Source organism: Winogradskyella sp. PC-19 (genome assembly GCF_002163855.1).
GTDB lineage: Bacteria > Bacteroidota > Bacteroidia > Flavobacteriales > Flavobacteriaceae > Winogradskyella.
Genome location: NZ_CP019332.1, coordinates 1,593,488 through 1,620,049, shown reverse-complemented (window position 1 = coordinate 1,620,049; position 26,562 = coordinate 1,593,488). Strand labels below are relative to the sequence as shown.

The following is a 26,562-nucleotide window of genomic DNA, read 5'->3' as shown; positions in this document are numbered from 1 at the left end:
GATTGTGCTCAACCAGACATTTTTAATTTAATTACTGCTATCTTTTTCAGCAGGTATCACCAAATCTTCGCTATTAGTTTCGCCATCTTGTAGAAGGTCATCAATATTAGCTTCAGGTTCTTCAGATAATTCTTCATCTCCCATTAATGGGCCAAAAAGACTTAAATATTCATTGAAAACCTTAGTTTGTTCTAATGCAAAATCTCTATCTCCGTAAGCAACAAGTGCATCGACTAGCGAGCGATATTTTTGAATATCTGTAAATATCTCATCAATAATTTCTGCTTGAGTGCCTATGTCTTGCCCACTATAATACACAAGATTTTCTTGATATTTTTTAGCGACATCCATATATAGTTTTTTAGCTTTATCATCAGCACCAACTTCAAAATAGGTTGATATGTATGGTTCTAAAAGTGTGTAGTAACCAAAATCATCAACTGGCATTTTTTCCATGGCTAAATCTGCCATTTCCTCAGCTTTGTCCAATTCTTTTTCGTCTAATAGGCGTTCTATAAGTCTAGCAATATTTCCGCGATAGGTAATACCGTTTTTACGAGTTTCGACATCATGATAAATAGCATCACCACTGCCGCCCCAATCCCAAGACTTTACTAGGTCATATATTAAATCTGGGTCAACGCGCCCCATATCAAAAGGGTTTGCTTTGTCTACAGGTGTTTTAATAGGTACCAATTTATAACATAAGCCATCTAATTGTAAGTAATCTTTCATCCAGATGTAATCTTCATCAGCAAAAGCACCGCCACTAAAATAAATTGGGCGTTCCCAATTATTATTTGCAATTATATCTAGCATTAACAAGCGGTTTTTATAAACAGCGCTTCCAGATATTCTAACATCTAAATAAGGTTCAATTTTATCGGCATCTTTTGGTTTTACAATTCCATTTTTAAGCACAGTAGCTTTATCAACAGGAACTCTAATATTTTTTGTTGGATAGTAATTAGAATTTAAAAAATATGAAGGATACCTTTCTGGGTCTTCACCTTGAGATGTAATCAAATACTTAAGTTTTTGTTTTGGATTGTCATCTCCAACAAAATCCATAAAGGTTTTTATATCCAAAGTGTCTTTTGCAATACGCTCATTAATTTCTCGATAAAAAGTGTAATCGCGAGTTCCGTCTCGGTATTGTCTATGACTTAATTGAGAAGGGATTGGGTCACTTGTATATGCCTTTCTTTTCATTTGGTCGATATACCAAGCAGTTTGGAATAAGCTTGTGTTCACAACACGAACATCTGTACGTACACCTTCAATTTCTTGCAGATACCAAAGCGGAAAGGAATCATTGTCACCAATTGTAAATAGAATGGCATTTGGCGCACAAGATTCTAAATATTTTCTTGCCATCGCGTTAGCAGTATACTTGCCTGAACGGTCATGGTCATCCCAATTATTTGCCGCTAAGACACCTGGTACAGCTATCAGACACCCTAAAGTTATTGCCGCAATTGGTATAGCGCTTTTTTTAGCTTGTTTAGTTAATAAATCATACAAAGCAAAAACACCAAATCCAATCCAAATAGCAAATACATAAAAAGAACCAACAACTGAGTAGTCACGTTCACGAGGCTCGAAAGGTCTAATATTGGTGTAGAATTGAATTGCCAATCCTGTTAGTAAAAAGAATACTAATAGTACCCAAAAACGTTTTTTGTCAGCGCTAAATAAAAAGAAGAATCCAATCAATCCAAGGATTAATGGTAAAAAATAATAAGTGTTTCGGCCCTTGTTATTTTTGACATCACTTGGCAGATTATCCTGATTCATACCTAAATGTAGGCTGTCAACAAAACCAATTCCAGAAATCCAATTACCATTAAAATCATCATACTTACCCTGAATATCGTTTTGACGTCCAGTAAAATTCCACATAAAATAACGCCAATACATGTATCCGAATTGGTATTGCATCATGTAAGCCATGTTATCAATAAATGAAGGTTTTTCTACATCAAACCAAGACTGTGCATTTTCTTTTAAAAAGTTATGGTAGTCTTCGTAATCTACTTTTCCATCAGCTACGGCTTTCCTAAATTGGCTAACCATCTGATTTATTTGCTGCATCTGATAGCTTGCTCTTGCACTAGCTTCTTCTTCTGGATAACCGCCATTGATGTAACTTTTATATATGTCGGAACCTAATCTCGGCTTTACTTTAAAGTCAATAAGACCAGTAAACATCATATAGTTTTCGGCATGTTCAGTACTCCACATTCTAGGTAGTAAAGAGGCATGCTCCGAATTGTAATTTTGTTTGGCGTTTTCCCAATCGTTAATGATTTCGTATTTTCCAGTTTCTTCGTTTTTTTCGTAGTTCTTTTTGTCGTCTACAAAAGGTTTGTCTTCATCTTCACCAGAATATAGTTCAGTAAACTGTGGCCCATAAAATAAGTGAGTTTCAGGATACTGTTCTAGGTTATAATATGCTAATAGTTCACGAGCATCAGATGGGTCGTTTTCATTGATAATTACATGTGCATTTGCTCTTATTGGTAACATCATCCATGATGAAAATCCAATGAAAATAAAAAGTAAACTTAATACCAAAGTATTAGCGTGTATAAATCCTTTTTGGCGTGTATATTTAAGTCCAAAATAAAATGCAGAAATCACTAACAGACCAGCGATTATGGTACCAGAGTGAAAAGGTAAACCAAAAGAATTGACTGTAAAAACTTCCATCCAGCCAAAGAAGCGAAGCGCATTTGGTAATAATAATTTAAAGATAAATAACAATATTGCTGCAGAAATAACATTAGCTAAAATGAAATTCTGAATCGTAATCGTTTTGTAATTTTTAAAGTAATATATAAGTCCAATTGCAGGAATAGTCAATAACCCCATAAAGTGAACTCCAAAAGACAATCCAATAACAAATGCAATTAAAATTAACCAACGATTACCACGAGGCTTATGCATGTCTTCTTCCCAGCGTAAAGCCAGATAAAACATAATTGCCATGATAAGCGTAGCCATAGCATAAACTTCCGTTTCTACAGCGTTAAACCAAAAAGAATCGGTGAATGTAAAAGCTAGACTACCAACTAAAGCACTTCCAAGTATAGCGATGCCTTTGCTCGCCATGTCTTTTTCTAAATCATATTTTACGAGTTTGCGTAATAAAATTGTCACAGTCCAAAACATAAAAAGTATTGTAAAAGCACTAGATACAGCACTCATCATATTCAATAAAGCACCTATCTGAGAAGGTTCTAAAGCAAACATAGAGAAAAACGCCCCAAGCATTTGAAATAAAGGTGCTCCTGGCGGATGTCCAACTTGTAACTTAGATGAAGTTAGGATATATTCACCTGCGTCCCAGAAACTAACAGTAGGTTCGATGGTTAAGGCGTAGGTGATTACTGCTACTGCAAACACAAACCATCCCAGGATGGTGTTCCATTTTTTAAAGTTAAAATTGGTCATAAATCAAAGGCTTTTTGATGCTGGCGAATTTACTAATAAATACAACATAGCATCATACTTTTAAGCAAACGTTAAGTATTTTGAATTATTTTTCTTATTTTTTTTGTTCAAGTAAAACTTTGTTATAAATTTGCACCCTCATTTTGAGATGATGGCCTATGGTGTAACTGGCAACACATTGGTTTTTGGTACCAAAGAGTCTAGGTTCGATCCCTAGTGGGCCAACATAATTTTAAAATCCTAATTCAATTTGAGTTAGGATTTTTTGTTTTTCATCTTTAACTGAATAAAACAGGGTTGTAACCGTTGTCAATTCAGAATTTTAGACTATAAACATCTTGCAAAACTCGATATATATTGTATATTTGCACCACTGTTTAAAGAAAAGAAGATTATGAGGGGACGAAAAGTCCCCTCTTTTTATAGCTGTATGTTAAAAAACAAAGTAGAACAATTATTGCAGAATGCATTAGATGAACGTCAAGATTTATTCTTGATAAGCATGACTATGGGCGCCGATAACGCTATCAAGGTTGTAATTGATGGAGATAATGGAGTGTTGGTAGGAGACTGTATGTTTATTAGTAGAGCAATAGAGCATAATTTAGATAGAGAAGAAGAAGACTTTTCTTTAGAAGTTTTATCAGCAGGTGCTGCATCACCTTTAACGATGCCTAGGCAATATAAAAAGAACATTGGTCGTAACTTAGAAGTTAAGACTAACGATGATAAGACCACAGAAGGTCAATTGGTAGAAGCCGATGAGAATACCATTCAGTTAACATGGAAAGCTCGTGAGCTTAAGCCTGTAGGAAAAGGAAAAGTAACCGTTACCAAAGAGGCAACGATTGCTTTAAACGATATTAAAGAAGCAAAAGTTAAAATAAAATTTTAAGTCCTGTTAATATGGAAAATTTAGCGTTAATTGAATCATTTTCAGATTTTAAAGATGATAAATTAATAGATAGAGTTACGCTAATGGCGATTCTAGAAGATGTATTACGTAATGCATTGAAGAAGAAATATGGAGATGACGATAACTTTGATATTATCATAAACCCTGATAAAGGAGATTTAGAGATTTGGAGAAATAGAATCGTTGTTGCAAATGGTGAGGTCGAAGAGCCAAATCAAGAGATTGAATTATCTGAAGCTCAAAAAATTGAACCAGATTTCGAAGTAGGAGAGGATGTTGCTGAAGAAGTAAAACTTCACCAACTAGGAAGACGCTCTATTTTAGCATTAAAACAAAATTTAATTTCTAAAATTCACGAGCACGATAATACAAACATCTACAAGCAATTTAAAGAGCTTGAAGGTGAGATTTATTCTGCTGAGGTACATCATATTCGCCACAGAGCCATCATTTTATTAGATGACGACGGTAATGAAATTATTTTACCTAAGGATAAACAAATACCTTCGGACTTTTTCCGTAAAGGAGAAAATGTAAGAGGCGTAATTGAAAGTGTAGAGCTTAAAGGTACAAAGCCTGCAATAATCATGTCTAGAACATCACCATTGTTCCTTGAAAAATTATTTGAATCAGAAATTCCTGAAGTTTTTGATGGTTTAATCACTGTTAAAAATGTTGTTCGTATTCCTGGCGAAAAAGCAAAAGTAGCTGTTGATTCTTATGATGATAGAATTGACCCTGTCGGCGCTTGTGTTGGTATGAAAGGTTCTCGTATTCACGGTATTGTCCGCGAGTTAGGAAATGAAAATATCGATGTTATCAATTACACAAATAATATCCAATTATTTATAACACGTGCTTTAAGTCCGGCGAGAGTAACATCTCTAAAATTAGACGAAGAGAACATGCGTGCCGAGGTGTTATTAAAACCAGAAGAAGTATCTAAAGCTATTGGTCGTGGAGGTCATAATATTAGATTAGCTGGTAAATTAACGGGTTATGAGATTGATGTATTTAGAGAAGGCGCTGAAGAGGATGTAGAATTAAGTGAGTTCTCTGATGAAATCGAAGAGTGGATCATTAAAGAATTTAGCAAAGCTGGTTTAGATACTGCAAAAAGTATTTTAGAGCAGGATGTTAATGACCTTGTGAAGCGTACAGATTTAGAAGAAGAAACAATTACTGAAGTTATTAGAATTTTAAAAGAAGAATTCGAAGACTAAAAATCACCAATTTTTGCAGATTAATTGGTAAACTATATATTTAGGATTATATAAAAGCATATATGGCTCAAATTAGAATTAATAAAGTACTTAGGGAATTGAATATTTCTCTCGACCGTGCTGTAGATTTTTTAGAATCTAAAGGCATTGAGATAGAGAAAAGCCCTAATACAAAAATTACTCAAGACGTTTATGATACATTGGCTGATGAATTTCAGACTGATGCGACTAAGCGCGAAAAGGCTCAAGAAGTCAGTGAAGCAAAGCTGAAAGAAAAAGAAGCCTTAAGAGAAAAGCGTGAGCGTGAGCTCGAAGAAAAGGCTAAGCAAGACGCTGAAAAGGAAACAGTTCTTAAAGCTAAAGCTGAAATTTCTGGACCTAAGCAAGTTGGTAAAATTGATTTGGATGGCGATAAGCCAAAAGCAGAAGTGCCAAAGAAAGAAGCGCCAAAAGAAGAAACACCTAAGAAAGAAGAGGTAAAGGTAGAAGCTCCTAAAAAGGCTACTCCTAAAAAACAAGCACCTGCAAAAACTGATAAGCCAGTAGCCAAAAAAGAAGACAAACCTGTCAAGGAAGAAAAGCCAAAAACAGTTGAAGCTAAAAAAGATATTACCGAAGAATCTACATCTACTTCTGAGCCAGTAGACGAAAAGATTAAGACGCAGTACAAAAAGCTTAGTGGTCCTAATATTACAGGTAAGAAAATTGACTTAACGCAATTTAACAAGCCTAAAAAGAAAAAAGAAGACAAGCCAAAAGCTGGAGGCGATGCTAACAAACGTAAAAGACGTAGAATTAGTAAACCAGGTGATCCAGGTAAGTCAAACAACGATAATAGAAGAGGAGGAAACTTTAGAGGACGAGGTGGAAACAACAGACCAAAAGTTGTTAAAGAAGAGCCTTCTGAAGAAGATGTAAAAAAACAAGTACGCGAAACTCTTGAGAAACTTCAAGGAAAAAGCAATAAAGGTAAAGGTGCTAAGTATCGTAGAGACAAAAGAGATCAGCGTAGAGAGCAAACAGAAATCGATCAGAAGATTGAAGCTGCAGAAAGTAAAATTCTTAAAGTAACAGAATTTGTTACTGTAAGTGAAGTTGCTACAATGATGGATGTTGGTGTAACTCAAATCATCTCTGCATGTATGTCACTCGGCATGATGGTGACTATGAATCAGCGTTTAGATGCCGAAACATTAACTATCGTTGCAGAAGAGTTCGGATATTCTGTAGAGTTCGTTACTGCAGATATTGAAGAATCTATTGAAGAAGTAGAAGACAAACCTGAAGATTTAGTAGAACGTGCACCAATTGTAACCGTAATGGGTCACGTTGATCACGGTAAAACATCTCTATTAGATTACATACGTAAAGAGAATGTAATTGCTGGTGAGTCAGGAGGAATTACACAACACATTGGAGCTTATGGTGTTCAATTAGAAAATGGTCAAAAGATTGCATTCTTAGATACACCTGGTCACGAAGCCTTTACAGCCATGCGTGCTCGTGGAGCTCAAGTTACCGATATTGCAATTATTGTTGCAGCAGCAGATGATGACATTATGCCGCAAACAAAAGAAGCTATTTCTCACGCTCAGGCCGCAGGAGTACCAATTGTATTTGCGATTAACAAGATTGATAAGCCAGATGCAAATCCTGAAAAAGTAAAAGAAGGATTAGCACAAATGAACCTTTTAGTAGAAGATTGGGGTGGAAAAATCCAGTCACATGATATTTCTGCAAAAGTAGGAACTGGTGTAAAAGAATTATTAGAAAAAGTGTTGCTTGAAGCTGAATTATTAGAGCTTAAAGCAAACCCAAATAAGGCTGCGCAAGGTACTGTCGTAGAAGCATTCTTAGACAAAGGTCGTGGATATGTGTCTACAATATTAGTACAAGCAGGAACATTAAGAGTTGGTGATTACGTATTAGCAGGAAAAAATTCTGGTAAAGTAAAAGCCATGCAAGATGAACGTGGAAATGACGTAGAAGCAGCAGGTCCATCAACGCCAGTATCAATCTTAGGTTTAGATGGTGCACCGCAAGCAGGTGATAAGTTCAATGTATTTTCTGATGAGCGTGAAGCAAAACAAATTGCAACGAAACGTACACAGTTACAACGTGAGCAGTCTGTTAGAACACAACGTCATATCACACTTGATGAAATTGGAAGACGTATAGCTCTTGGTGATTTCCAGGAATTGAATATAATACTTAAAGGTGATGTGGATGGTTCTGTTGAAGCATTAACAGATTCTTTCCAGAAATTATCTACTGAAGAAATTCAAGTAAATATCATACATAAAGGTGTTGGAGCAATTACAGAAAGTGATGTATTGCTTGCAACAGCATCAGATGCAATTATTGTCGGGTTTAATGTAAGACCAGTTGGTAATGCACGTATGATTGCTGATAAGGAAGAAATCGATATCCGCACATATTCAATTATTTACGCAGCCATTAATGACCTTAAAGACGCCATGGAAGGTATGTTATCTCCAGAAGTTAAAGAGGAAATTACTGGTACTGCAGAAATAAGAGAAATTTTCAAGGTTTCTAAAATCGGAAACATTGCAGGTTGTATGGTAATGAATGGTAAAATCCTTAGAAGTTCTGGCATCAGGATTATTAGAGATGGTGTCGTAGTCCATACAGGAGAATTAGAAGCATTAAGACGTTTCAAAGACGATGTAAAAGAAGTGTCAAAAGGATACGATTGTGGTATGCAAATCAAAGGTTATAATGATATAGCTATTGGTGATGTTATCGAATCTTTCCAAGAAGTTGAAGTAAAAAAGACTTTAAAATAGACTTCTTTTTAAGTAGACAAAAAGTAGACAAAGCACTTATTTTTTTAATAAGTGCTTTTTTTATGTCTTTTATGACTAATTTTATGATATTCAAATCAATAAATCTATTAGTCATGAAAAAAATTACAAATTTATTTTTACTAGCTTTTATTTTTGGAGCTATTACATTTTGTAGTGCGCAAGAGGCATATTTAGGAGATATAAAACTTACAGGTGTAAATTTTGACCAACGAGATTGGCTTAGCTGCGATGGACGTTTGCTTCCTATAGCACAGAATACAGCACTTTTTTCTTTATTAGGAACTACTTATGGCGGAGACGGACAGACAACATTTGCACTACCTGATTTAAGAGGAAGAGTGCCTGTTGGTATAGGTAATGGACCTGGGCTATCAAATGTTGTATTGGGTCAAAAAGGAGGTAATGAAACAAATACCTTAACTGTATCTCAATTACCATCACATAATCATAGTGTTACAGCCGTTGCAGCAGATGGAAACAGTTCTTCTCCTGCTAACAATTACCCAGCGCAAACTAAAACTTTAGACCCTGAATACGCATCTGTTGGTGCAGCTACAACCATGAATACAAATATGATAGCTAACACAGGTGGTGGACAATCAGTACCAAATAGACAGCCTTATTTAGGTGTTAGATATGTTATTTGTGTTAGCGGTATTTTTCCTTCACAAAATTAGACAAGTCATGAGATTTTTTAATCAATGTATTACAGTTGTATTTTTAGTATTCGGTCTTTTTGTTGGTGCGCAACAGATAACATTAAATGCTTGTAACAACTTGCTAGATAACCAAGATTATATATTCGAACAGATTAACTTGGTTGACGAAAGGAATATATTCCAAACAGTTTCTAATCCATCTACAGGTTCTAGAGATTGTAGTGGGATTGGATTTTGTAAATTACAAATGGTATGGAGTGATGCCAATATGCGCTGGGAGATTAAAGCAGATGATGGTAATGATGGCTTTACATCGGCCTATGTTTTATACTATAATGACTCTGCATCAAAACCTAATCCTCCAGATTTGACACTTGGTACTTGGGAAGAAGCAACCACCGTAACCCAATCACAATGTGGTGCAATAAGTTCATTAACAGGAACAGTACAAAACTCATTAAGCATAGATGATTTTAGTTTACAAAATCAATTTTCAGTCTATCCTAACCCTGTTAAAGACAAGCTTTATTTAGTGCCTAATACAAATAACGAATCGTATCTTGTATCACTCTATAATGTTTTAGGAAAGCGTGTTTTTTTTAAAGACAATATAGATAGTATTGATGTTACACAACTAAAAAAAGGCGTATATTTTTTGAAAATAGAAATAAGAGATTCAGTTATAAAAAAGAAAATTTTGATACAATAATAAAAAGCCGGAATCATAACTTTGATTTCGGCTTTTAGTTTTTTGAATGGTTTTTGTCATTCAGAACGAAGTGAAGAATCTTACACAGTATTATCGTAAAATTTCAAAAGATTCTTCGTTGTAACTTAAATTAAAAAAATAATTAATCTTTTTTAGGTTGAAAAATAAAAGCATTCATGTAGTTTTTTTTGATGCGTAACAAAGCTCTGTCAGCTTCTAATCTATCTCTAAAATTACCAACCCATATTTTGTAGTTTGGTGTATTAAAAATCATCTCAACAGGCCATTGCCCATAGGTTTGCATAAACTCTGATTTTACATTACTTGCTCTTGAAGAGCTGTTACCGCTGTATACTTGTATCCTAAAAGTTTCAACTGTTTTAATGTCTTTTTTAAATTCTAATAGTTTGTCAATCTCTTTTGATTGCTCAATATTTACAGTGCCTTCTTGCGCATTTATAAAAGAGCTAAAGCATATTAGTGCAGTAAAACACAGACATTTTATATTCAATTTATTCATAATCAATTATTAATTATACAAAGTTATATTTTATTAACGTAATCAAGGTGTTTGTTGTTATTTAGAACGCTTATAAATTATATATTAAGAGTTCAGTAACATTTCTAAAATCGACTTTATGCCTTATTTTTGCAAGAGTTTTTTAGAACCATGATTTTATCATATTTACTGAAAAAATCATACCAAAATAGAAGATAATTCAATATTACATATGAAACACGTTATCTACCGTAATCTAACCTCAAGCATACTTCGTTTAGGTTTTATATTATTACTTACGTTTTCAACTACCGTTTTGGCCCAAGAAGGTGACCCAGCAAACGGAAAATCTTTATTTAATTCTCAATGTGCGGCATGTCATAAACTTGATAAAAAGATGACAGGTCCAGCTTTACGTAATGTTGAAGCAAGACTTTATGAAGACGAAGGTTTAGATAGAGAATGGTTAAACAAGTGGATAAGAAATAGCTCAGCATTAATTAAATCTGGAGATACTTACGCTAACAAAATTTGGAATGAGTACAACCAAACGGCGATGAATGCATTCCCTGGTTTTAGCGACCAAGATATTTCAGATATATTAGCTTACACTGCTGAAGTTCCAAAAATTGACCCATGTGTAGCTAATCCTCAGCCTGGGTGTCCGAACTATGTCGACCCAAATACAGGTGGCGGTGATTCAACATCAAATGCAATAATCCTTGGAGCTTTAGCTTTATTATTCGGATTATTAGCAATGGCTTTAGTTTTAGTAAATCGCACATTAAAGCGTTTTGCTGATGCTAAAGGTGTAGCAATACCAGAAAGCAAAAAAAGAACTCCGATTTGGAAAGCTTTTGCTCAAAACCAGTTTTTAGTATTAGTAACTTCAATCCTATTTTTATTAGCAAGTGGCTATTTTGTTTATGGTTACTTAATGCAAGTAGGTATTGATCAAGGTTACGAGCCAGTACAGCCAATTCATTATTCTCACAGAATTCACGCAGGAGACAATCAAATTGATTGTAAATATTGCCACTCTTCAGCAAGAGTAAGTAAGCATTCGGGTATTCCTTCATTGAATGTTTGTATGAATTGTCATAAAAATATATCAGAAGTTTCTGAAGATACTTATGCCCAAGGAATGAATGAATATGGGAAAGATTATAATAAAGAAATTCAAAAATTGTATGATGCCGTTGGATGGGATGCTGAAAATCAGAAATATACTGGCGAAACAAGTCCTGTAAAATGGATTCGCATACATAACTTACCAGACTTTGCTTACTTTAATCACTCGCAACACGTTTCTGTTGCAGGGTTAGAATGTCAGACATGTCATGGTCCAGTTGAAGATATGGAAATTATGTACCAACACTCACCATTAACTATGGGTTGGTGTATCAATTGCCACAGAGAAACAAACGTAAAGGTTAAAGACAACGCATACTACACTAAAATCCACGAGCAATTATCTAAGAAATATGGAGTGGAGCAGTTAACTGCAGCGCAAATGGGTGGATTAGAATGTGGTAAATGTCATTATTAATAATTAAGAAGTAACTCACAATTATATGTCATCAAACAAGAAATACTGGAAAAGTGTTGAGGAGCTAAACGAAAACAGCCCTATTGTTGAGACGCTACAACAAAACGAATTTGTAGAAGCAATTCCTACAGATGAGTTTTTAGGAGATAAAGAAACATTAGAATCTTCATCTACTACGCGTCGTGATTTCTTAAAATATGTTGGTTTTAGTACAGCAGCTGCATCTTTAGCAGCCTGTGAAGGACCAGTTGTAAAATCTATACCTTATGTAGTACAACCAAAGGAGATTATTCCTGGTGTTGCAAACTACTATGCAACTACAATTGCAGACGGTCACGATTTTGCTAGTGTTTTAGTAAAAACAAGAGAAGGTAGACCGATTAAAATTGAAAATAACGAATTAGCAATGACCAATGGTCACGCAAATGCTAGAGTTAACGCTTCGATTTTAGGTTTATATGATAGTTTACGTGTGCAAGGTCCAATGAAAGGTGAGGAAGCCATATCATGGGAGACTTTCAATGCTGACACAAAAAAGATATTTAGCGAAGTTGGTGAAAAGGAGATTGTATTCTTGACACAAACATTTGCTAGTCCATCAACTTCAAAATTAGTTGGTGAGTTTTCTGAAAAGTATGGTAATGTACATCACGTATCTTACGATGCAGTTTCAGAATCTGCAGCTTTAGACGCATTTCAAGCTAAGTATGGTAAACGTGCTTTAGCAAATTATGATTTTTCTAAAGCAATGACTATTGTTTCTGTTGGTGCAGATTTCTTAGGAGATTGGCAAGGTGGTGGATTTGATTCTGCTTATTCAGCGAAACGTATTCCTGAAAATGGAAAAATGAATCGTCATATTCAATTTGAGTCTAATATGTCATTAACAGGTGCAAACGCTGATAAGCGAGTGCCAATGAAACCTAGTGAACAGAAAAAGGCCTTGGCTAAATTACATAGTTTAGTTGTTGGTGGTTCTGTTTCAGTAGATTTACCTGAAAACATAAGCAAAGCAGTACAAGCTGCAGCTAACGAATTAAAGAAGGCTGGAAGCAACGGTGTTGTTGTGACTGGTATTCAGGATGTAAATGCTCAGACTGTAGTGTTAGAGATTAACGAAGCACTTTCAAGCAAGGCTTTTGACTCTAAAACAACAATAAACACAAAACAAGGTAACGATAAAGCAGTAATGCAATTAGTTGCTGATATGAAAGCTGGTAAAGTTGGTGCTTTAGTAATGGTTGGTGTCAATCCAATGTACACGTTACCAAACGCAGCTGATTTTGCTGAAGGTTTAAAGAAAACAAAATCAATTGCTTTTAGTATGAAGCAAGATGAAACATCTTTAAACTGTGACTATATAGCAGCAGCACCTCACTATTTAGAATCTTGGGGAGATGTTGAAATCAAAACAGGACATTTTGCATTAATGCAACCAACGATTCGTCCTTTGTTTGATACAAAACAATTTCAGGATGTGTTATTAACATGGACAGATAACACAACAGCATATAACGACTATATCAAGGCAACTTGGAAAGAAAGTATCTTAAACGGTGCTTCTTATAACCAAGCTTTACATGATGGTGTTTATGTAGCGACTACTTCAATAGTTGAAGAAACTACGTCGACTACAGACGATGCTGAACAAACTGATACACCAAGCGGTAATGCAGCTAGAGCGTTAGCAGCTTCTGCAAAGTCAAGTGGAATGGAGTTGGCTATTTATACCAAAACAGGTTTAGGTGATGGACAACAAGCTAACAACCCTTGGTTACAAGAGTTCCCTGATCCAATTACACGTACGTCTTGGGATAACTATTTAACAATTTCTCAAGCCGATGCAGATGCAGCAGATTTAATTAACGAGAACGTTGCAAATGGTGGTCTTAACGGAAGCATCGTAGATGTTACTGTAAATGGTGTGACTGTAAAAAATGTACCTGTGTTAATTCAGCCAGGTCAAGCTAAAGGTTCAGTAGGTTTATCATTAGGTTATGGTAGAACTTCTGGTCTTAAAGAAGAAATGCAAACAGGTGTAAACGCCTACCCATTATATCAAAACTTCAATGCAAACCAAGAGGTGTCTATCTCTAAAGTTGCTGGAGAACATGAATTTGCTTGTGTACAATTACACAATACATTAATGGGACGTGGAGATATCATTAAAGAAACAACTTTAGAGGTATTCAATACAAAAGATAAAAAATACTGGAATGCAATTCCTGAAGTATCATTAAATCATGTTGAAACTCCTGTTACATCTCCAGATGTAGATTTATGGGATGAGTTTGATCGTTCTATTGGACATCACTTTAATCTATCAATTGATTTAAATGCATGTACTGGTTGTGGTGCTTGTGTTATTGCATGTCATGCAGAAAATAATGTTCCTGTTGTTGGTAAGTCAGAAATGAGACGTAGTAGAGATATGCACTGGTTGCGTATTGATAGATACTACTCTTCTGAAGATACCTTCACTGGAGATTTAGAAAAGAAAGAAAACATTTCTGGTTTAGGAAGCTCATTAAGTGAGTTTGGCGAAATGGAAAATCCAAGTGATAATCCACAAGTTGTATTCCAACCAATGATGTGTCAGCATTGTAATCATGCACCTTGTGAAACTGTTTGTCCTGTTGCTGCAACAGCTCATGGTCGTCAAGGTCAAAACCACATGGCTTACAACCGTTGTGTAGGTACACGTTACTGTGCAAATAACTGTCCTTATAAAGTGCGTCGTTTCAACTGGTTCTTATACAACCAAAATGATGAGTTCGATTACTTTATGAATGACGATTTAGGACGTATGGTATTAAATCCAGATGTTACAGTTCGTTCTCGTGGTGTTATGGAAAAATGTTCATTCTGTATTCAAAAAACACAGAAAACAATTTTGGATGCTAAACGTGATGGACGTGAAGTTAAAGATGGTGAGTTCCAAACTGCATGTTCTGCAGCTTGTGGAAATGGTGCAATGACTTTTGGTGATGTAAATGATAAGGAAAGTAAAGTCGCTCAATTACATGAAGATGATCGTATGTATCATGTTTTAGAATATGTTGGAACAAAACCAAACGTATTTTACCATACGAAAGTTAGAAATACAAAAGCTTAAATTAATTAAAGAAATCAATATATAATTATGGCGTCTCATTACGAAGCACCTATTAGAAGACCTTTAGTAACAGGAGAAAAATCCTATCACGACGTAACTGTCGAAGTTGCTAGACCTGTCGAAGGAAAAGCAAACCGCGCTTGGTGGATTGTTTTTAGTATTGCTCTTGTAGCTTTTCTTTGGGGAATAGGTTGTATTATTTATACGGTATCAACAGGTATCGGTGTTTGGGGTCTGAATAAGACTGTAAACTGGGCCTGGGATATTACAAACTTTGTTTGGTGGGTAGGTATCGGTCACGCAGGAACATTAATTTCCGCGGTACTATTATTATTCCGTCAAAAATGGAGAATGGCAATTAACCGTTCTGCGGAGGCCATGACAATTTTCTCTGTAGTACAAGCAGGTTTGTTCCCAATCATTCACATGGGCCGTCCATGGTTGGCATATTGGGTATTACCAATCCCTAACCAATTTGGTTCGTTATGGGTAAACTTTAACTCACCTTTACTTTGGGATGTATTTGCAATTTCTACATACTTGTCTGTATCGCTTGTATTCTGGTGGACAGGTTTATTGCCAGATTTTGCAATGATTAGAGATAGAGCTGTGAAGCCTTTTCAAAAGAAAATTTATTCTTTATTAAGTTTTGGTTGGTCGGGACGCGCAAAAGATTGGCAACGTTTTGAAGAAGTATCATTGGTGCTTGCAGGTTTAGCAACTCCATTAGTACTTTCTGTACACACGATTGTATCTTTTGATTTCGCAACGTCAGTTATACCAGGTTGGCACACGACGATTTTCCCACCTTACTTCGTAGCAGGTGCGATTTTCTCTGGTTTCGCCATGGTAAATACTTTACTTATTATCATGCGTAAAGTGTGTAGTCTAGAAGATTATATTACTGTACAACACATAGAATTAATGAATATCGTAATCATGCTTACAGGTTCTATCGTAGGTGTGGCTTATATTACAGAGTTATTCATCGCTTGGTACTCAGGTGTGGAGTATGAGCAGTATGCATTCTTAAACAGGGCAACTGGACCTTATGCTTGGGCATATTGGGCAATGATGTCTTGTAATGTTTTCTCTCCGCAATTTATGTGGTTCAAAAAATTACGTACAAGTATCATGTTTTCATTTGCAATTTCGATTGTAGTAAATATAGGGATGTGGTTTGAGCGTTTTGTAATTATTGTAACATCATTACACAGAGATTACTTACCATCATCATGGTCTATGTTTTCTCCAACCTTTGTTGATATCGGAATATTTATAGGAACTATAGGTTTCTTCTTTGTTCTATTCTTATTGTATTCACGTACATTCCCCGTAATAGCACAAGCCGAAGTAAAAACAATTCTGAAATCTTCAGGTGAACGTTACAAAAAAATTAGAGAACGTGGTGACAGTTTAGTTGGTACAGGTGCAGATGCTAGAACATCTACTGCAAATGATACTTTAACGTCATCAACTGAGACGCCAGTTGTTACAACTGATAATTCAGAAAAAGTAAACAACCTATTAGGAAGCATTGGGACATTTGACCCAGCAACAGAAACTGCTGATGATTTGAAAAAAATTAGTGGTGTTGGTCCTAAAATGGAAGAAGTGTTAAATAGCATTGGTATTTACACATTCTTACAAGTAAGTAAGATGACTAAAAACGAATACGACTTGTTAGATTCAATTACAGAATCATTCCCAGGAAGAGCTGAGAGAGATGATTGGGCAGGACAAGCTAAAAACTTATTAAAATAATAGATATGGAAGCAGCTTCAAAAGTAATTCATGCTATTTATAATGACGATGACGTTTTAATGTCAGCTGTAAAATCAGTTAAGGCAGAAAAGCATCATATCGAAGAAATATACACACCATTTCCAGTTCACGGACTAGACAAAATAATGGGGTTAGCTCCAACACGTTTAGCAATATGTGCATTCTTGTATGGATGTGTTGGTATTACTGTTGCAACAGTGATGATGAATTTCATAATGATTGAAGATTGGCCTCAAGATATCGGAGGTAAGCCAAGTTTTAGTTATTTAGAAAACATGCCGGCATTTGTGCCTATCATGTTTGAGTTAACGGTATTTTTCGCAGCTCACTTAATGGTTATCACATTTTATTTACGTAGTAGAATGTGGCCTTTCAAAAAAGCTGAAAACCCAGACCCAAGAACAACGGATGATATGTTCCTTATGGAAATAGCTATCCATGATAACGAAGCAGACTTAACAAACCTTTTGAAGCAAACAGGTGCTGTTGAGATTAATATTGTAGATAAAGACGAAGACGCACATTAATATGAAGACGACTTTAAAAATAACAGTAGCATTAGCATTGCTAGTAACCATAGTGTCTTGTAACAAAAAAACGAGACGTAACTATCAGTACATGCCAAATATGTATGAGTCTGTAGGATATGAAGCCTATCAAGAGTCAGATGCATTTGCAAATGGTGTCGAAGCACAATTACCTGTAGAAGGTACAATCGCAAGAGGTTATTCTTTATATGAAATTGAAGATTCTACAGCAGGTTATGAAGAAGCAAAAGCTGGTTTGACTAGTCCATTAGATTCTTCTGCAGTTGATTATGAAAGAGGAAAAGAGTTATATGAAATTTATTGTGGTGTATGTCACGGTAATAAAGGTGCAGGACAAGGCATTTTAATGAAGCGAGAAAAAATTCTTGGTGTTCCAAGTTATGCAGCAAGAGAATTAACTGAAGGAAGTATTTACCACGTTATATACTATGGATTAAATTCTATGGGTTCATATGCAAACTTTATGAATGAAGAAGAACGTTGGCAAGTTGTTGCTTATGTTGAAAAACTGAAGGCAGAATTAGAAAAATAAGATTTAGATAAAGATTATATAATGGAATATAAAATTTCAAATCGATTAAAATTAACAGCACTTATCCTTTTTATTGTTGGACTAGCAGGTGTTGGATACGGTTTTTATTCGGCACACCAGGTAACTGAAGATAATATTGCCGAGTACATGAATGATGGTCATCATGGTGAAGGTCACGGTGAGGAAGCTCACGGAGAAGAGGCACATCAAGATGGAGGAAATTCAAATATCATAGCCTCTGTAGAAGGTGATGGTGATGCACATGCCGAGGAAAGTCATGAGATGACTCATGAAGAACACGCATTACATCAAATACATAACAGACCTTATGCTGCACTTTATGTAGCTGCTTTCTTTTTCTTTATGATAGCTTTAGGTGTGTTAGCATTCTACGCGATACAATATGCTTCGCAAGCAGGATGGTCTCCGGTACTTTTTAGAGTTATGGAAGGTATTACAGCTTATGTCTTACCAGGTGGTATTTTAGTTTTATTAGCAGCTGCTTTGGGCGATTCTCATATCTTTATTTGGATGGATCCAGAAGTTGTTGCACATGATGAAATTATTCAAGCAAAAGAAAGCTGGTTAAATAAAGGATGGTTTTTTGCAAGAGGAATTATATTCTTAGCTGGTTGGTCTGCATACCGTTATTTCTCTCGTAAGTTTTCATTAGCACAAGACAGTGTTGATGGTAACAGTAACTTTAAAAAGAATTTCAGAATATCAGCAGGTTTCTTAGTATTTTATATCTATACAGAATCTATGATGTCTTGGGATTGGATTATGTCAGTGGATCCACACTGGTTTTCGACATTATTTGGATGGTATGTATTTGCAAGTATGTTTGTAAGTGGTATTACTGTTATTGCTTTAATTACTATTTACTTAAAATCTAAAGGATTGTTAGAGTTTGTTAATGATAGCCATTTACATGATTTAGCTAAGTTTATGTTTGGAATTAGTATTTTCTGGACATACCTATGGTTCTCTCAGTTCATGCTAATCTGGTATTCTAATATCCCTGAAGAGGTAACATATTTCGTAGCTCGTATAGAAGACTATACATTGCCATTCTTTGGTATGGTAGCGATGAATTTCTTATTCCCACTATTACTATTAATGAATAGCGATTACAAGCGCATACCTTGGTTTGTAGTTATGGCGGGTGTTGTAATATTATGTGGACACTACTTAGATGTATTCAACATGATTATGCCTGCAACGGTAAGCGAAAGATGGTTTATAGGAGCGCCAGAACTTGGAGCAATATGCCTATTTGCTGGAATATTCTTATTTGTTGTGTTTACAGCACTAAGTAAAGCGCCATTATTGGCAAAAGGAAACCCATTCTTAAAAGAAAGTGAAAACTTTCATTATTAATTAAAAATTTAGAACTGAAACGATAATGACAACTTTGTTAATATTTATAATAGTACTATTTGTAGCCGTAGCCATGTGGCAAATGGTTAAGATTTTTGATTTAGCGCAAGTTGGTGCTTCAAACAATCAAGTAGCGACCGATAAAGACAATAGATTTAATGGTTATATGATGATTGCTTTTCTAATCTTCATATATGCCATCACGATTGCTAGTTTTATGTATTTAGGTGATTTACCGCTAACATCTAATTCGGCTTCTGAGCATGGACCAGGACTTGATAGTTTAATGATTATCTCTATGGTGGTTATCTTTATTGTGCAAACCATAACACAATTCTTATTACACTACTTCGCCTACAAATACAAAGGAGAAAAAGGCCGAAAAGCATTATTTTATGCAGATAACAATACGCTTGAGGCTATTTGGACTGTTATTCCTGTAATCGTTTTAGCTGGTTTAATTATTTATGGACTATTTACTTGGAATGACATTATGAATGTCGATGAAAGTGATGACCCAATGGTTGTAGAGTTATATGCACAACAGTTTAACTGGAAAGCTAGATATGGTGGTGAAGACAACGTTTTAGGTAAAGCAAACGTAAGATTAATTGATTTAGATAAAGCTAATATATTAGGTGTCGATGAAGATGATCCTAATGCTCAAGATGACGTAGTTGTTACAGAATTGCACTTGCCTAAGGGTAGACCAGTGTTATTTAAAATGCGTTCACAAGACGTATTACACTCTGCTTATATGCCACACTTTAGAGCACAGATGAACTGTGTGCCAGGTATGGTAACCCAATTTTCTTTTACACCAACAGTAACCACAGCAGAAATGCGTCAAAATCCTGATATTCAAGAAAAAGTTGAAAATATCAATGCCTTACGTTTAGAGCGTAAAGCAGAAATTGAAGAAGCAGGACAAGATTTATTATATCAGTTTGACTACTTATTACTTTGTAATAAAATTTGTGGAAAATCACACTACAACATGCAAATGAAGATAGTAGTTGAGACACAAGAAGAGTTTGATGCTTGGATGAAAGAACAAAAGACTTTCGAAAATTCATTATTAGACTAGTATTAGAAAAAATTGTTTTAAGAAAAAAGAAAAAGAGATTATGTCAGCAACAGCAGAAACACACGTTCACGACGACCACGACGTACATCACCACAAAGAAACTTTTGTGACTAAATACATATTTAGTCAAGATCATAAGATGATTGCTAAACAGTATTTGATTACTGGAGTAATTATTATGGGTATTATAGGAATTATGATGTCCCTAATGATACGTATGCAAATCGCTTGGCCAGAACAACCAAATGTAATTTTTGAGGCATTATTGGGTAAATGGGCGCCAGATGGCGTAATGGATGCGGATATTTATTTAGCATTAGTTACAATACATGGTACTATTATGGTATTCTTTGTTTTGACAGCAGGACTGAGTGGTACTTTTAGTAATCTATTAATTCCACTACAGATTGGAGCACGCGACATGGCATCAGGTTTCCTTAACATGATATCGTATTGGTTATTCTTCCTGTCTTGTGTAATTATGATTTTATCATTTTTTGTCGAAGCTGGTCCAGCAGCAGCAGGATGGACAATATATCCACCATTATCAGCCTTACCAATGGCACAAGGTGGCTCTGGTATGGGTATGACATTATGGTTAGTATCTATGGCTATATTTATTGCATCTTCATTATTAGGTTCGCTAAACTATGTGGTTACAGTAATAAACTTAAGAACAAAAGGAATGTCAATGACACGTCTTCCTTTAACGATTTGGGCATTTTTTGTAACAGCGATAATTGGTGTTGTTTCATTCCCAGTATTATTATCAGCTGCATTATTATTAATAATGGATAGAAGTTTCGGAACATCGTTCTTCTTATCTGATATATTTATTCAAGGTGAAGTATTACATTATCAAGGCGGTTCTCCAGTTTTATTCGAGCATCTTTTCTGGTTCTTAGGTCACCCTGAAGTATATATTGTATTATTACCAGCATTAGGTATCACATCTGAGATTATTGCTACAAATTCAAGAAAACCAATTTTTGGTTACCGAGCAATGGTAGCTTCAATTCTAGCAATTGCTTTCCTATCAACAATAGTTTGGGGTCACCATATGTTTATTTCCGGTATGAATCCATTCTTAGGTTCGGTATTTACATTTACAACATTATTAATTGCAATACCTTCAGCTGTAAAAGCATTTAATTATATAACCACACTCTGGAAAGGGAATCTTCAAATGAACCCAGCCATGCTGTTTTCTATTGGTTTAGTTTCTACATTTATAACAGGTGGTTTAACAGGTATTATCTTAGGAGATTCTGCATTAGATATTAATGTTCATGATACTTATTTTGTAGTGGCTCACTTCCACTTAGTAATGGGTATTTCAGCATTGTATGGTGTATTTGCAGGTGTATATCATTGGTTCCCAAGAATGTTTGGACGTATGATGAACAAAAATCTAGGCTATTTACATTTTTGGATAACAGCAATTTGTGCTTACGGTGTATTTTTCCCTATGCATTTTATAGGTATGGCCGGTTTACCAAGACGTTATTATACAAATTCAAACTTTCCATTGTTTGATGATACTACAAATGCACAAGGTGTAATTACAATATTTGCATTAATAGCTGGTGTGGCTCAGTTAGTATTCTTATACAACTTTGTAGTTAGTATTTTCTATGGAAAGAAAGCTGAACAAAACCCATGGAAATCTAATACATTGGAATGGACAGCGCCTGTAGAGCACATGCACGGTAACTGGCCTGGAGCAATTCCTCATGTTTACCGTTGGCCTTATGATTACAGTAAGCCAGGTCATGATGAAGATTTTGTCCCACAAAACGTCCCAATGAAAGATGGAGAAGAAGAATTACAGCATTAAATTCATCCTACAACTTATATATAAAGCCTTTCTAATTTAGAAAGGCTTTTTCTTTATATTTGCTTGTACTGAACTTGTTTTAGTATCTTCATAATTTGAGCTAAATTATTTCATGAACGAGAACTTAGACCCAACAAACGAAAATTTTTCACCTGAAGAACTGGACGTCGAAAAGAAATTGAGACCACTTTCATTTGATGACTTTACTGGTCAAGATCAAGTTTTGGAAAATCTTCAGATTTTTGTTCAGGCAGCTAACCTAAGAGACGAAGCTTTAGATCACACGTTATTTCATGGGCCACCAGGTTTAGGGAAAACAACATTGGCTCATATTTTAGCAAATGAACTTAGTGTTGGGATTAAAGTAACATCAGGTCCAGTGTTAGATAAACCCGGAGATTTAGCAGGTTTGTTAACCAACCTTGATGAACGAGATGTACTTTTTATTGACGAAATTCATCGTTTAAGTCCCATAGTAGAAGAGTACTTATACTCAGCTATGGAGGATTATAAAATTGATATTATGATTGAGTCTGGTCCTAATGCTAGAACAGTTCAAATCAATTTGGCGCCATTTACATTGGTTGGAGCAACTACACGTTCGGGATTATTAACAGCACCAATGCGTGCACGTTTTGGTATAAGCAGTAGACTTCAGTATTACAATACTGAATTACTAACAACAATTGTGCAGCGAAGTGCTCAGATATTGAATATGCCTATAACTATGGAAGCTGCTATTGAAATTGCAGGCCGTAGTCGTGGGACACCACGTATTGCAAATGCATTATTACGTAGAGTTAGAGATTTTGCTCAGATAAAAGGTGATGGAAATATTGATATCAAAATATCAAAGTTTGCTTTAGAAGCACTAAATGTCGATGCACATGGTCTGGATGAAATGGATAATAAAATCTTAACTACTATTATTGAGAAATTTAAAGGTGGACCAGTTGGTATCACAACTTTGGCAACTGCAGTTAGTGAAAGTTCAGAAACTATCGAAGAAGTGTACGAGCCATTTCTAATCCAACAAGGGTTTATAATGCGTACACCTCGAGGACGTGAAGTCACTGAGCAAGCTTACAAACATCTAGGAAAAATTAAAGGACCAACACAAGGAGGTTTGTTCTAATATGGTTATTCAGAGTGTAGCGAAGAATCTCAAAAATGATTAACAACAAAATAAAACACACAGAACTCATTAAAACCGAAGCCAAACGCCTCGGTTTTTTATCTTGTGGTATGAGTAAAGCTGAATTTTTAGAAGATGAAGCACCAAGGTTAGAAGCATGGCTTAACAAAAATATGCATGGCGATATGCGCTACATGGAAAACCATTTCGATAAACGTCTAGACCCAACATTGTTAGTCGAAGGTTCTAAAAGTGTAGTATCCTTATTGCTTAACTACTATCCTTTAGAATTTCAAAATAGCGATTCTTATAAGCTGTCAAAATACGCATATGGCACCGATTATCATTTTGTCATAAAAGATAAGTTGAAAGAATTACTACACATAATTCAAGAACAAATTGGCGAGGTAAACGGTCGTGCTTTTGTAGATTCGGCACCAGTTTTAGATAAAGCTTGGGCAGCCAAAAGTGGATTGGGTTGGATTGGAAAACACAGTAATTTGCTAAGTCAAAAAACAGGCTCATTTTATTTCATTGCAGAGCTTATTATTGATTTAGAATTAGAATATGATTCTCCAGTTACCGACCATTGTGGGACATGTACAGCATGTATTGACGCGTGTCCAACCGAAGCAATAACTGAACCTTATGTTGTAGATGGAAGCAAGTGTATATCATATTTTACCATAGAACTAAAAGAAAATATACCAACAGAATTCAAAGGTAAATTTGACGATTGGATGTTTGGCTGTGATGTTTGCCAAGATGTTTGTCCTTGGAACCGTTTTAGTAAATCTCATAACGAACCTCTATTCAACCCAAATCCAGAATTATTATCCATGACCAAAAAAGATTGGGAGGAAATTACAGAGGATACGTTCAGAAAAGTCTTTAAAAAGTCAGCTGTAAAGCGTACAAAGTTTTCAGGATTACAACGTAATATTAAGTTTTTGAAAGATTAACTATTAACAAATCTCAATGCTTATCTTTGTAGCTTAATTTATTTTTAAATTATGAGTAAGCAAAGTAAAAGAAGAGAAGCATTAGTATACCACGCAAAACCAACACCTGGCAAAATCAAAGTTGTTCCTACTAAAAAATATGCAACCCAACGAGATTTAGCATTGGCATATTCTCCGGGAGTTGCTGAGCCATGTTTAGAAATAGATAAAGACAAAGAAAATGTATATAAGTACACAACTAAAGGGAATTTAGTTGCTGTAATTTCTAATGGTACAGCAGTTTTAGGACTTGGAAATATTGGTCCAGAGGCTTCTAAGCCAGTCATGGAAGGTAAAGGTTTACTTTTCAAGATTTTTGCAGATATTGACGTTTTTGACATAGAGGTCGATACCGAGAATGTAGATGAATTTATAGAGACCGTAAAAAATATTGCACCAACTTTTGGTGGAATTAATTTAGAAGATATAAAAGCGCCTGAAGCTTTTGAAATCGAACGTCGCTTAAAGGAAGAATTAGATATTCCTGTAATGCATGACGACCAACATGGAACAGCTATTATTTCTGCAGCAGCGTTATTAAATGCTTTAGAGCTTGCTGAAAAAGATATTAAAGAAGTTAAGATAGTAGTAAGTGGTGCTGGGGCTGCTGCAATTTCATGTACGCGATTATACCAAGCTTTCGGAGCAAATCGCGAAAATATCGTTATGCTAGATAGTAAAGGTGTTATCCGTAATGATCGAGACAATCTCACAAGTCAAAAAGCAGAGTTTGCAACACACCGAAAAATAGATACTTTGGATGAGGCCATGGTAGATGCCGACGTTTTTGTTGGATTGTCTATGGCAGATATTGTGACGCCAGACATGCTGAAAACTATGACGGACAATCCGATTGTTTTTGCAATGGCAAACCCTAACCCAGAGATTGGCTACCAATTGGCATTAGATACTAGAGATGATATTATCATGGCAACTGGTCGTAGTGATCATCCTAATCAAGTAAATAATGTTCTAGGCTTTCCATTTATTTTCAGAGGTGCTTTAGATGTTAGAGCTACAAAAATTAATGAAGCCATGAAAATGGCAGCGGTTAAGGCTTTATCTCAATTAGCAAAAGAGCCTGTTCCCGAACAAGTAAATATCGCCTACGGTGAGACACGTCTTACTTTTGGTCGTGATTATATTATTCCAAAGCCTTTTGACCCAAGACTAATTGCCGAAGTACCACCAGCTGTCGCAAAAGCAGCTATGGACAGCGGTATAGCAAAAGAACCAATCGAGGACTGGGCAAAGTATAAAGAAAGCTTATTAGAACGCCTAGGTTCGGATAATAAGTTAGTACGTTTATTATTAAATAGAGCAAGAACAAACCCTAAACGAGTTGTATTTGCTGAGGCAGATCAATTAGATGTTTTAAAAGCAGCTCAGATTGTATTTGAAGAAGGCGTTGCTATTCCTATCTTATTAGGAAGAAGAGATACTATCTTGGAGTTAATGGAAGAGATTGAGTTTGATGAATCAGATGTTTTGATTATAGATCCAAAATCAGACGAGGAATTAGAACGTAAAAATAAGTATGCCGAATCATATTGGAAACGACATGAGCGTAACGGAGTTACAAAATATTCAGCAGGTAAGATTATGCGTGAGCGTAATTACTTTGCAGCTATGATGGTAAATGAAGGTGATGCGGATGCATTAATTTCTGGTTATTCAAGAAGTTATCCAAGTGTTGTAAAACCGATGTTAGAGCTTATTGGTATGGGCAAAGGTGTGTCTCGTATTGCTACAACAAACGTTATGATGACCCAAAGAGGACCAATGTTTTTAAGTGATACAGCTATTAACATAGATCCTTCAGCAAAAGATTTAGCTAAAATTGCACAAATGACATCTAATGCTGCAAAAATGTTTGGTATAGAACCTGTGATGGCTATGATATCATATTCAAACTTTGGCTCTTCAGATAATGAGCGTACTAAGAAAGTGAGAGATGCTGTCAAGTATTTACACAGAACAAATCCAGATATGATTGTGGATGGTGAGTTGCAAACCGATTTTGCTCTAAATTCTGAAATGCTTCAGGATATTTTTCCGTTTTCAAAATTGGCTGGACGTAAAGTAAATACACTTATTTTTCCAAATTTAGAGTCTGCGAACATCACATATAAACTACTAAAAGAACTAAATAAAGCAGAATCTATCGGACCAATTATGATGGGTTTAAGAAAGCCAGCGCATATACTTCAGTTAGATGCTAGTGTAGATGAAATTGTAAATATGACTGCTATCGCTGTAATTGATGCTCAAGAGCGCGAAAAACGCAAGCAAAAAAAGTAAAT

Annotated in this window: 18 protein-coding genes and 1 tRNA gene; 17 read left to right on the top strand and 2 right to left on the bottom strand. The window is 35.4% G+C overall.

Annotated features, from left to right (window positions below; genetic code table 11):
- Window positions 1–27: 27 nt before the first annotated feature.
- Window positions 28–3,456 (bottom strand): protein O-mannosyl-transferase family, encoded by a 3,429-nt coding sequence (locus BTO05_RS07425; RefSeq protein ID WP_087492052.1) that lies wholly within the window; start codon window positions 3,454–3,456, stop codon window positions 28–30.
- 152 nt (window positions 3,457–3,608) lie between these two features.
- Between BTO05_RS07425 and BTO05_RS07420 the strand changes: the two genes are divergently transcribed.
- From BTO05_RS07420 to BTO05_RS07395, 6 genes are all read left to right on the top strand, one after another.
- Window positions 3,609–3,681 (top strand) — tRNA-Gln (locus tag BTO05_RS07420).
- A gap of 205 nt (window positions 3,682–3,886) precedes the next feature.
- On the top strand, window positions 3,887–4,351 hold the full coding sequence (rimP, locus tag BTO05_RS07415; RefSeq protein ID WP_087492051.1) for a ribosome assembly cofactor RimP: 465 nt from the start codon (window positions 3,887–3,889) through the stop codon (window positions 4,349–4,351).
- Window positions 4,352–4,362: 11 nt separating this feature from the next.
- Window positions 4,363–5,595, top strand: coding sequence for a transcription termination factor NusA (gene nusA, locus BTO05_RS07410; RefSeq protein WP_087492050.1), 1,233 nt, complete (start codon window positions 4,363–4,365; stop codon window positions 5,593–5,595).
- 62 nt (window positions 5,596–5,657) lie between these two features.
- A complete protein-coding gene (gene infB / locus BTO05_RS07405) occupies window positions 5,658–8,402 on the top strand; it encodes a translation initiation factor IF-2 (RefSeq protein ID WP_087492049.1) in 2,745 nt (914 codons plus the stop codon).
- Between the two features lie 113 nt (window positions 8,403–8,515).
- Window positions 8,516–9,100 (top strand): phage tail protein, encoded by a 585-nt coding sequence (locus BTO05_RS07400; protein WP_087492048.1) that lies wholly within the window; start codon window positions 8,516–8,518, stop codon window positions 9,098–9,100.
- 7 nt (window positions 9,101–9,107) lie between these two features.
- Window positions 9,108–9,791 (top strand): T9SS type A sorting domain-containing protein, encoded by a 684-nt coding sequence (locus tag BTO05_RS07395; RefSeq protein WP_157662554.1) that lies wholly within the window; start codon window positions 9,108–9,110, stop codon window positions 9,789–9,791.
- Between the two features lie 142 nt (window positions 9,792–9,933).
- On the opposite strand, the gene BTO05_RS07390 is transcribed toward BTO05_RS07395, so the two are convergent.
- Entirely contained in the window at window positions 9,934–10,311 is a 378-nt protein-coding gene (locus BTO05_RS07390) for an SPOR domain-containing protein (protein WP_087492046.1), read from the bottom strand.
- Window positions 10,312–10,522: 211 nt separating this feature from the next.
- Here BTO05_RS07390 and BTO05_RS07385 point away from each other — a divergent pair, with 211 nt between their 5' ends.
- The 11 genes from BTO05_RS07385 to BTO05_RS07335 all read left to right on the top strand — a co-directional run bounded on the left by BTO05_RS07385 (window position 10,523) and on the right by BTO05_RS07335 (window position 26,560).
- Window positions 10,523–11,839, top strand: a complete 1,317-nt coding sequence (locus BTO05_RS07385) for a cytochrome c3 family protein (protein ID WP_087492045.1) — start codon at window positions 10,523–10,525, stop codon at window positions 11,837–11,839.
- A gap of 25 nt (window positions 11,840–11,864) precedes the next feature.
- Complete coding sequence (locus BTO05_RS07380; RefSeq protein ID WP_087492044.1) at window positions 11,865–14,954, top strand: TAT-variant-translocated molybdopterin oxidoreductase; 3,090 nt, start codon at window positions 11,865–11,867, stop codon at window positions 14,952–14,954.
- Between the two features lie 27 nt (window positions 14,955–14,981).
- Entirely contained in the window at window positions 14,982–16,718 is a 1,737-nt protein-coding gene (nrfD, locus tag BTO05_RS07375) for an NrfD/PsrC family molybdoenzyme membrane anchor subunit (protein ID WP_087492043.1), read from the top strand.
- A 5-nt stretch (window positions 16,719–16,723) separates the two neighbouring features.
- Entirely contained in the window at window positions 16,724–17,266 is a 543-nt protein-coding gene (locus BTO05_RS07370; RefSeq protein ID WP_087492042.1) for a DUF3341 domain-containing protein, read from the top strand.
- 1 nt (window position 17,267) lies between these two features.
- On the top strand, window positions 17,268–17,819 hold the full coding sequence (locus BTO05_RS07365) for a c-type cytochrome (protein ID WP_087492041.1): 552 nt from the start codon (window positions 17,268–17,270) through the stop codon (window positions 17,817–17,819).
- A 21-nt stretch (window positions 17,820–17,840) separates the two neighbouring features.
- The gene (locus tag BTO05_RS07360; RefSeq protein ID WP_087492040.1) at window positions 17,841–19,199 is read left to right on the top strand and encodes a quinol:cytochrome C oxidoreductase; all 1,359 of its coding nucleotides are present in this window, start codon (window positions 17,841–17,843) and stop codon (window positions 19,197–19,199) included.
- Between the two features lie 25 nt (window positions 19,200–19,224).
- Window positions 19,225–20,286: a cytochrome c oxidase subunit II gene (locus BTO05_RS07355; RefSeq protein WP_087492039.1), complete on the top strand. Its 1,062-nt coding sequence runs from the start codon at window positions 19,225–19,227 to the stop codon at window positions 20,284–20,286.
- Window positions 20,287–20,326: 40 nt separating this feature from the next.
- Window positions 20,327–22,123 (top strand): cbb3-type cytochrome c oxidase subunit I, encoded by a 1,797-nt coding sequence (locus BTO05_RS07350; RefSeq protein WP_087492038.1) that lies wholly within the window; start codon window positions 20,327–20,329, stop codon window positions 22,121–22,123.
- Between the two features lie 112 nt (window positions 22,124–22,235).
- Entirely contained in the window at window positions 22,236–23,258 is a 1,023-nt protein-coding gene (gene ruvB, locus BTO05_RS07345) for a Holliday junction branch migration DNA helicase RuvB (protein ID WP_087492037.1), read from the top strand.
- Between the two features lie 35 nt (window positions 23,259–23,293).
- The gene (queG, locus tag BTO05_RS07340) at window positions 23,294–24,220 is read left to right on the top strand and encodes a tRNA epoxyqueuosine(34) reductase QueG (protein WP_087492036.1); all 927 of its coding nucleotides are present in this window, start codon (window positions 23,294–23,296) and stop codon (window positions 24,218–24,220) included.
- Between the two features lie 51 nt (window positions 24,221–24,271).
- Window positions 24,272–26,560, top strand: a complete 2,289-nt coding sequence (locus BTO05_RS07335) for an NADP-dependent malic enzyme (protein WP_087492035.1) — start codon at window positions 24,272–24,274, stop codon at window positions 26,558–26,560.
- Window positions 26,561–26,562: the final 2 nt, after the last annotated feature.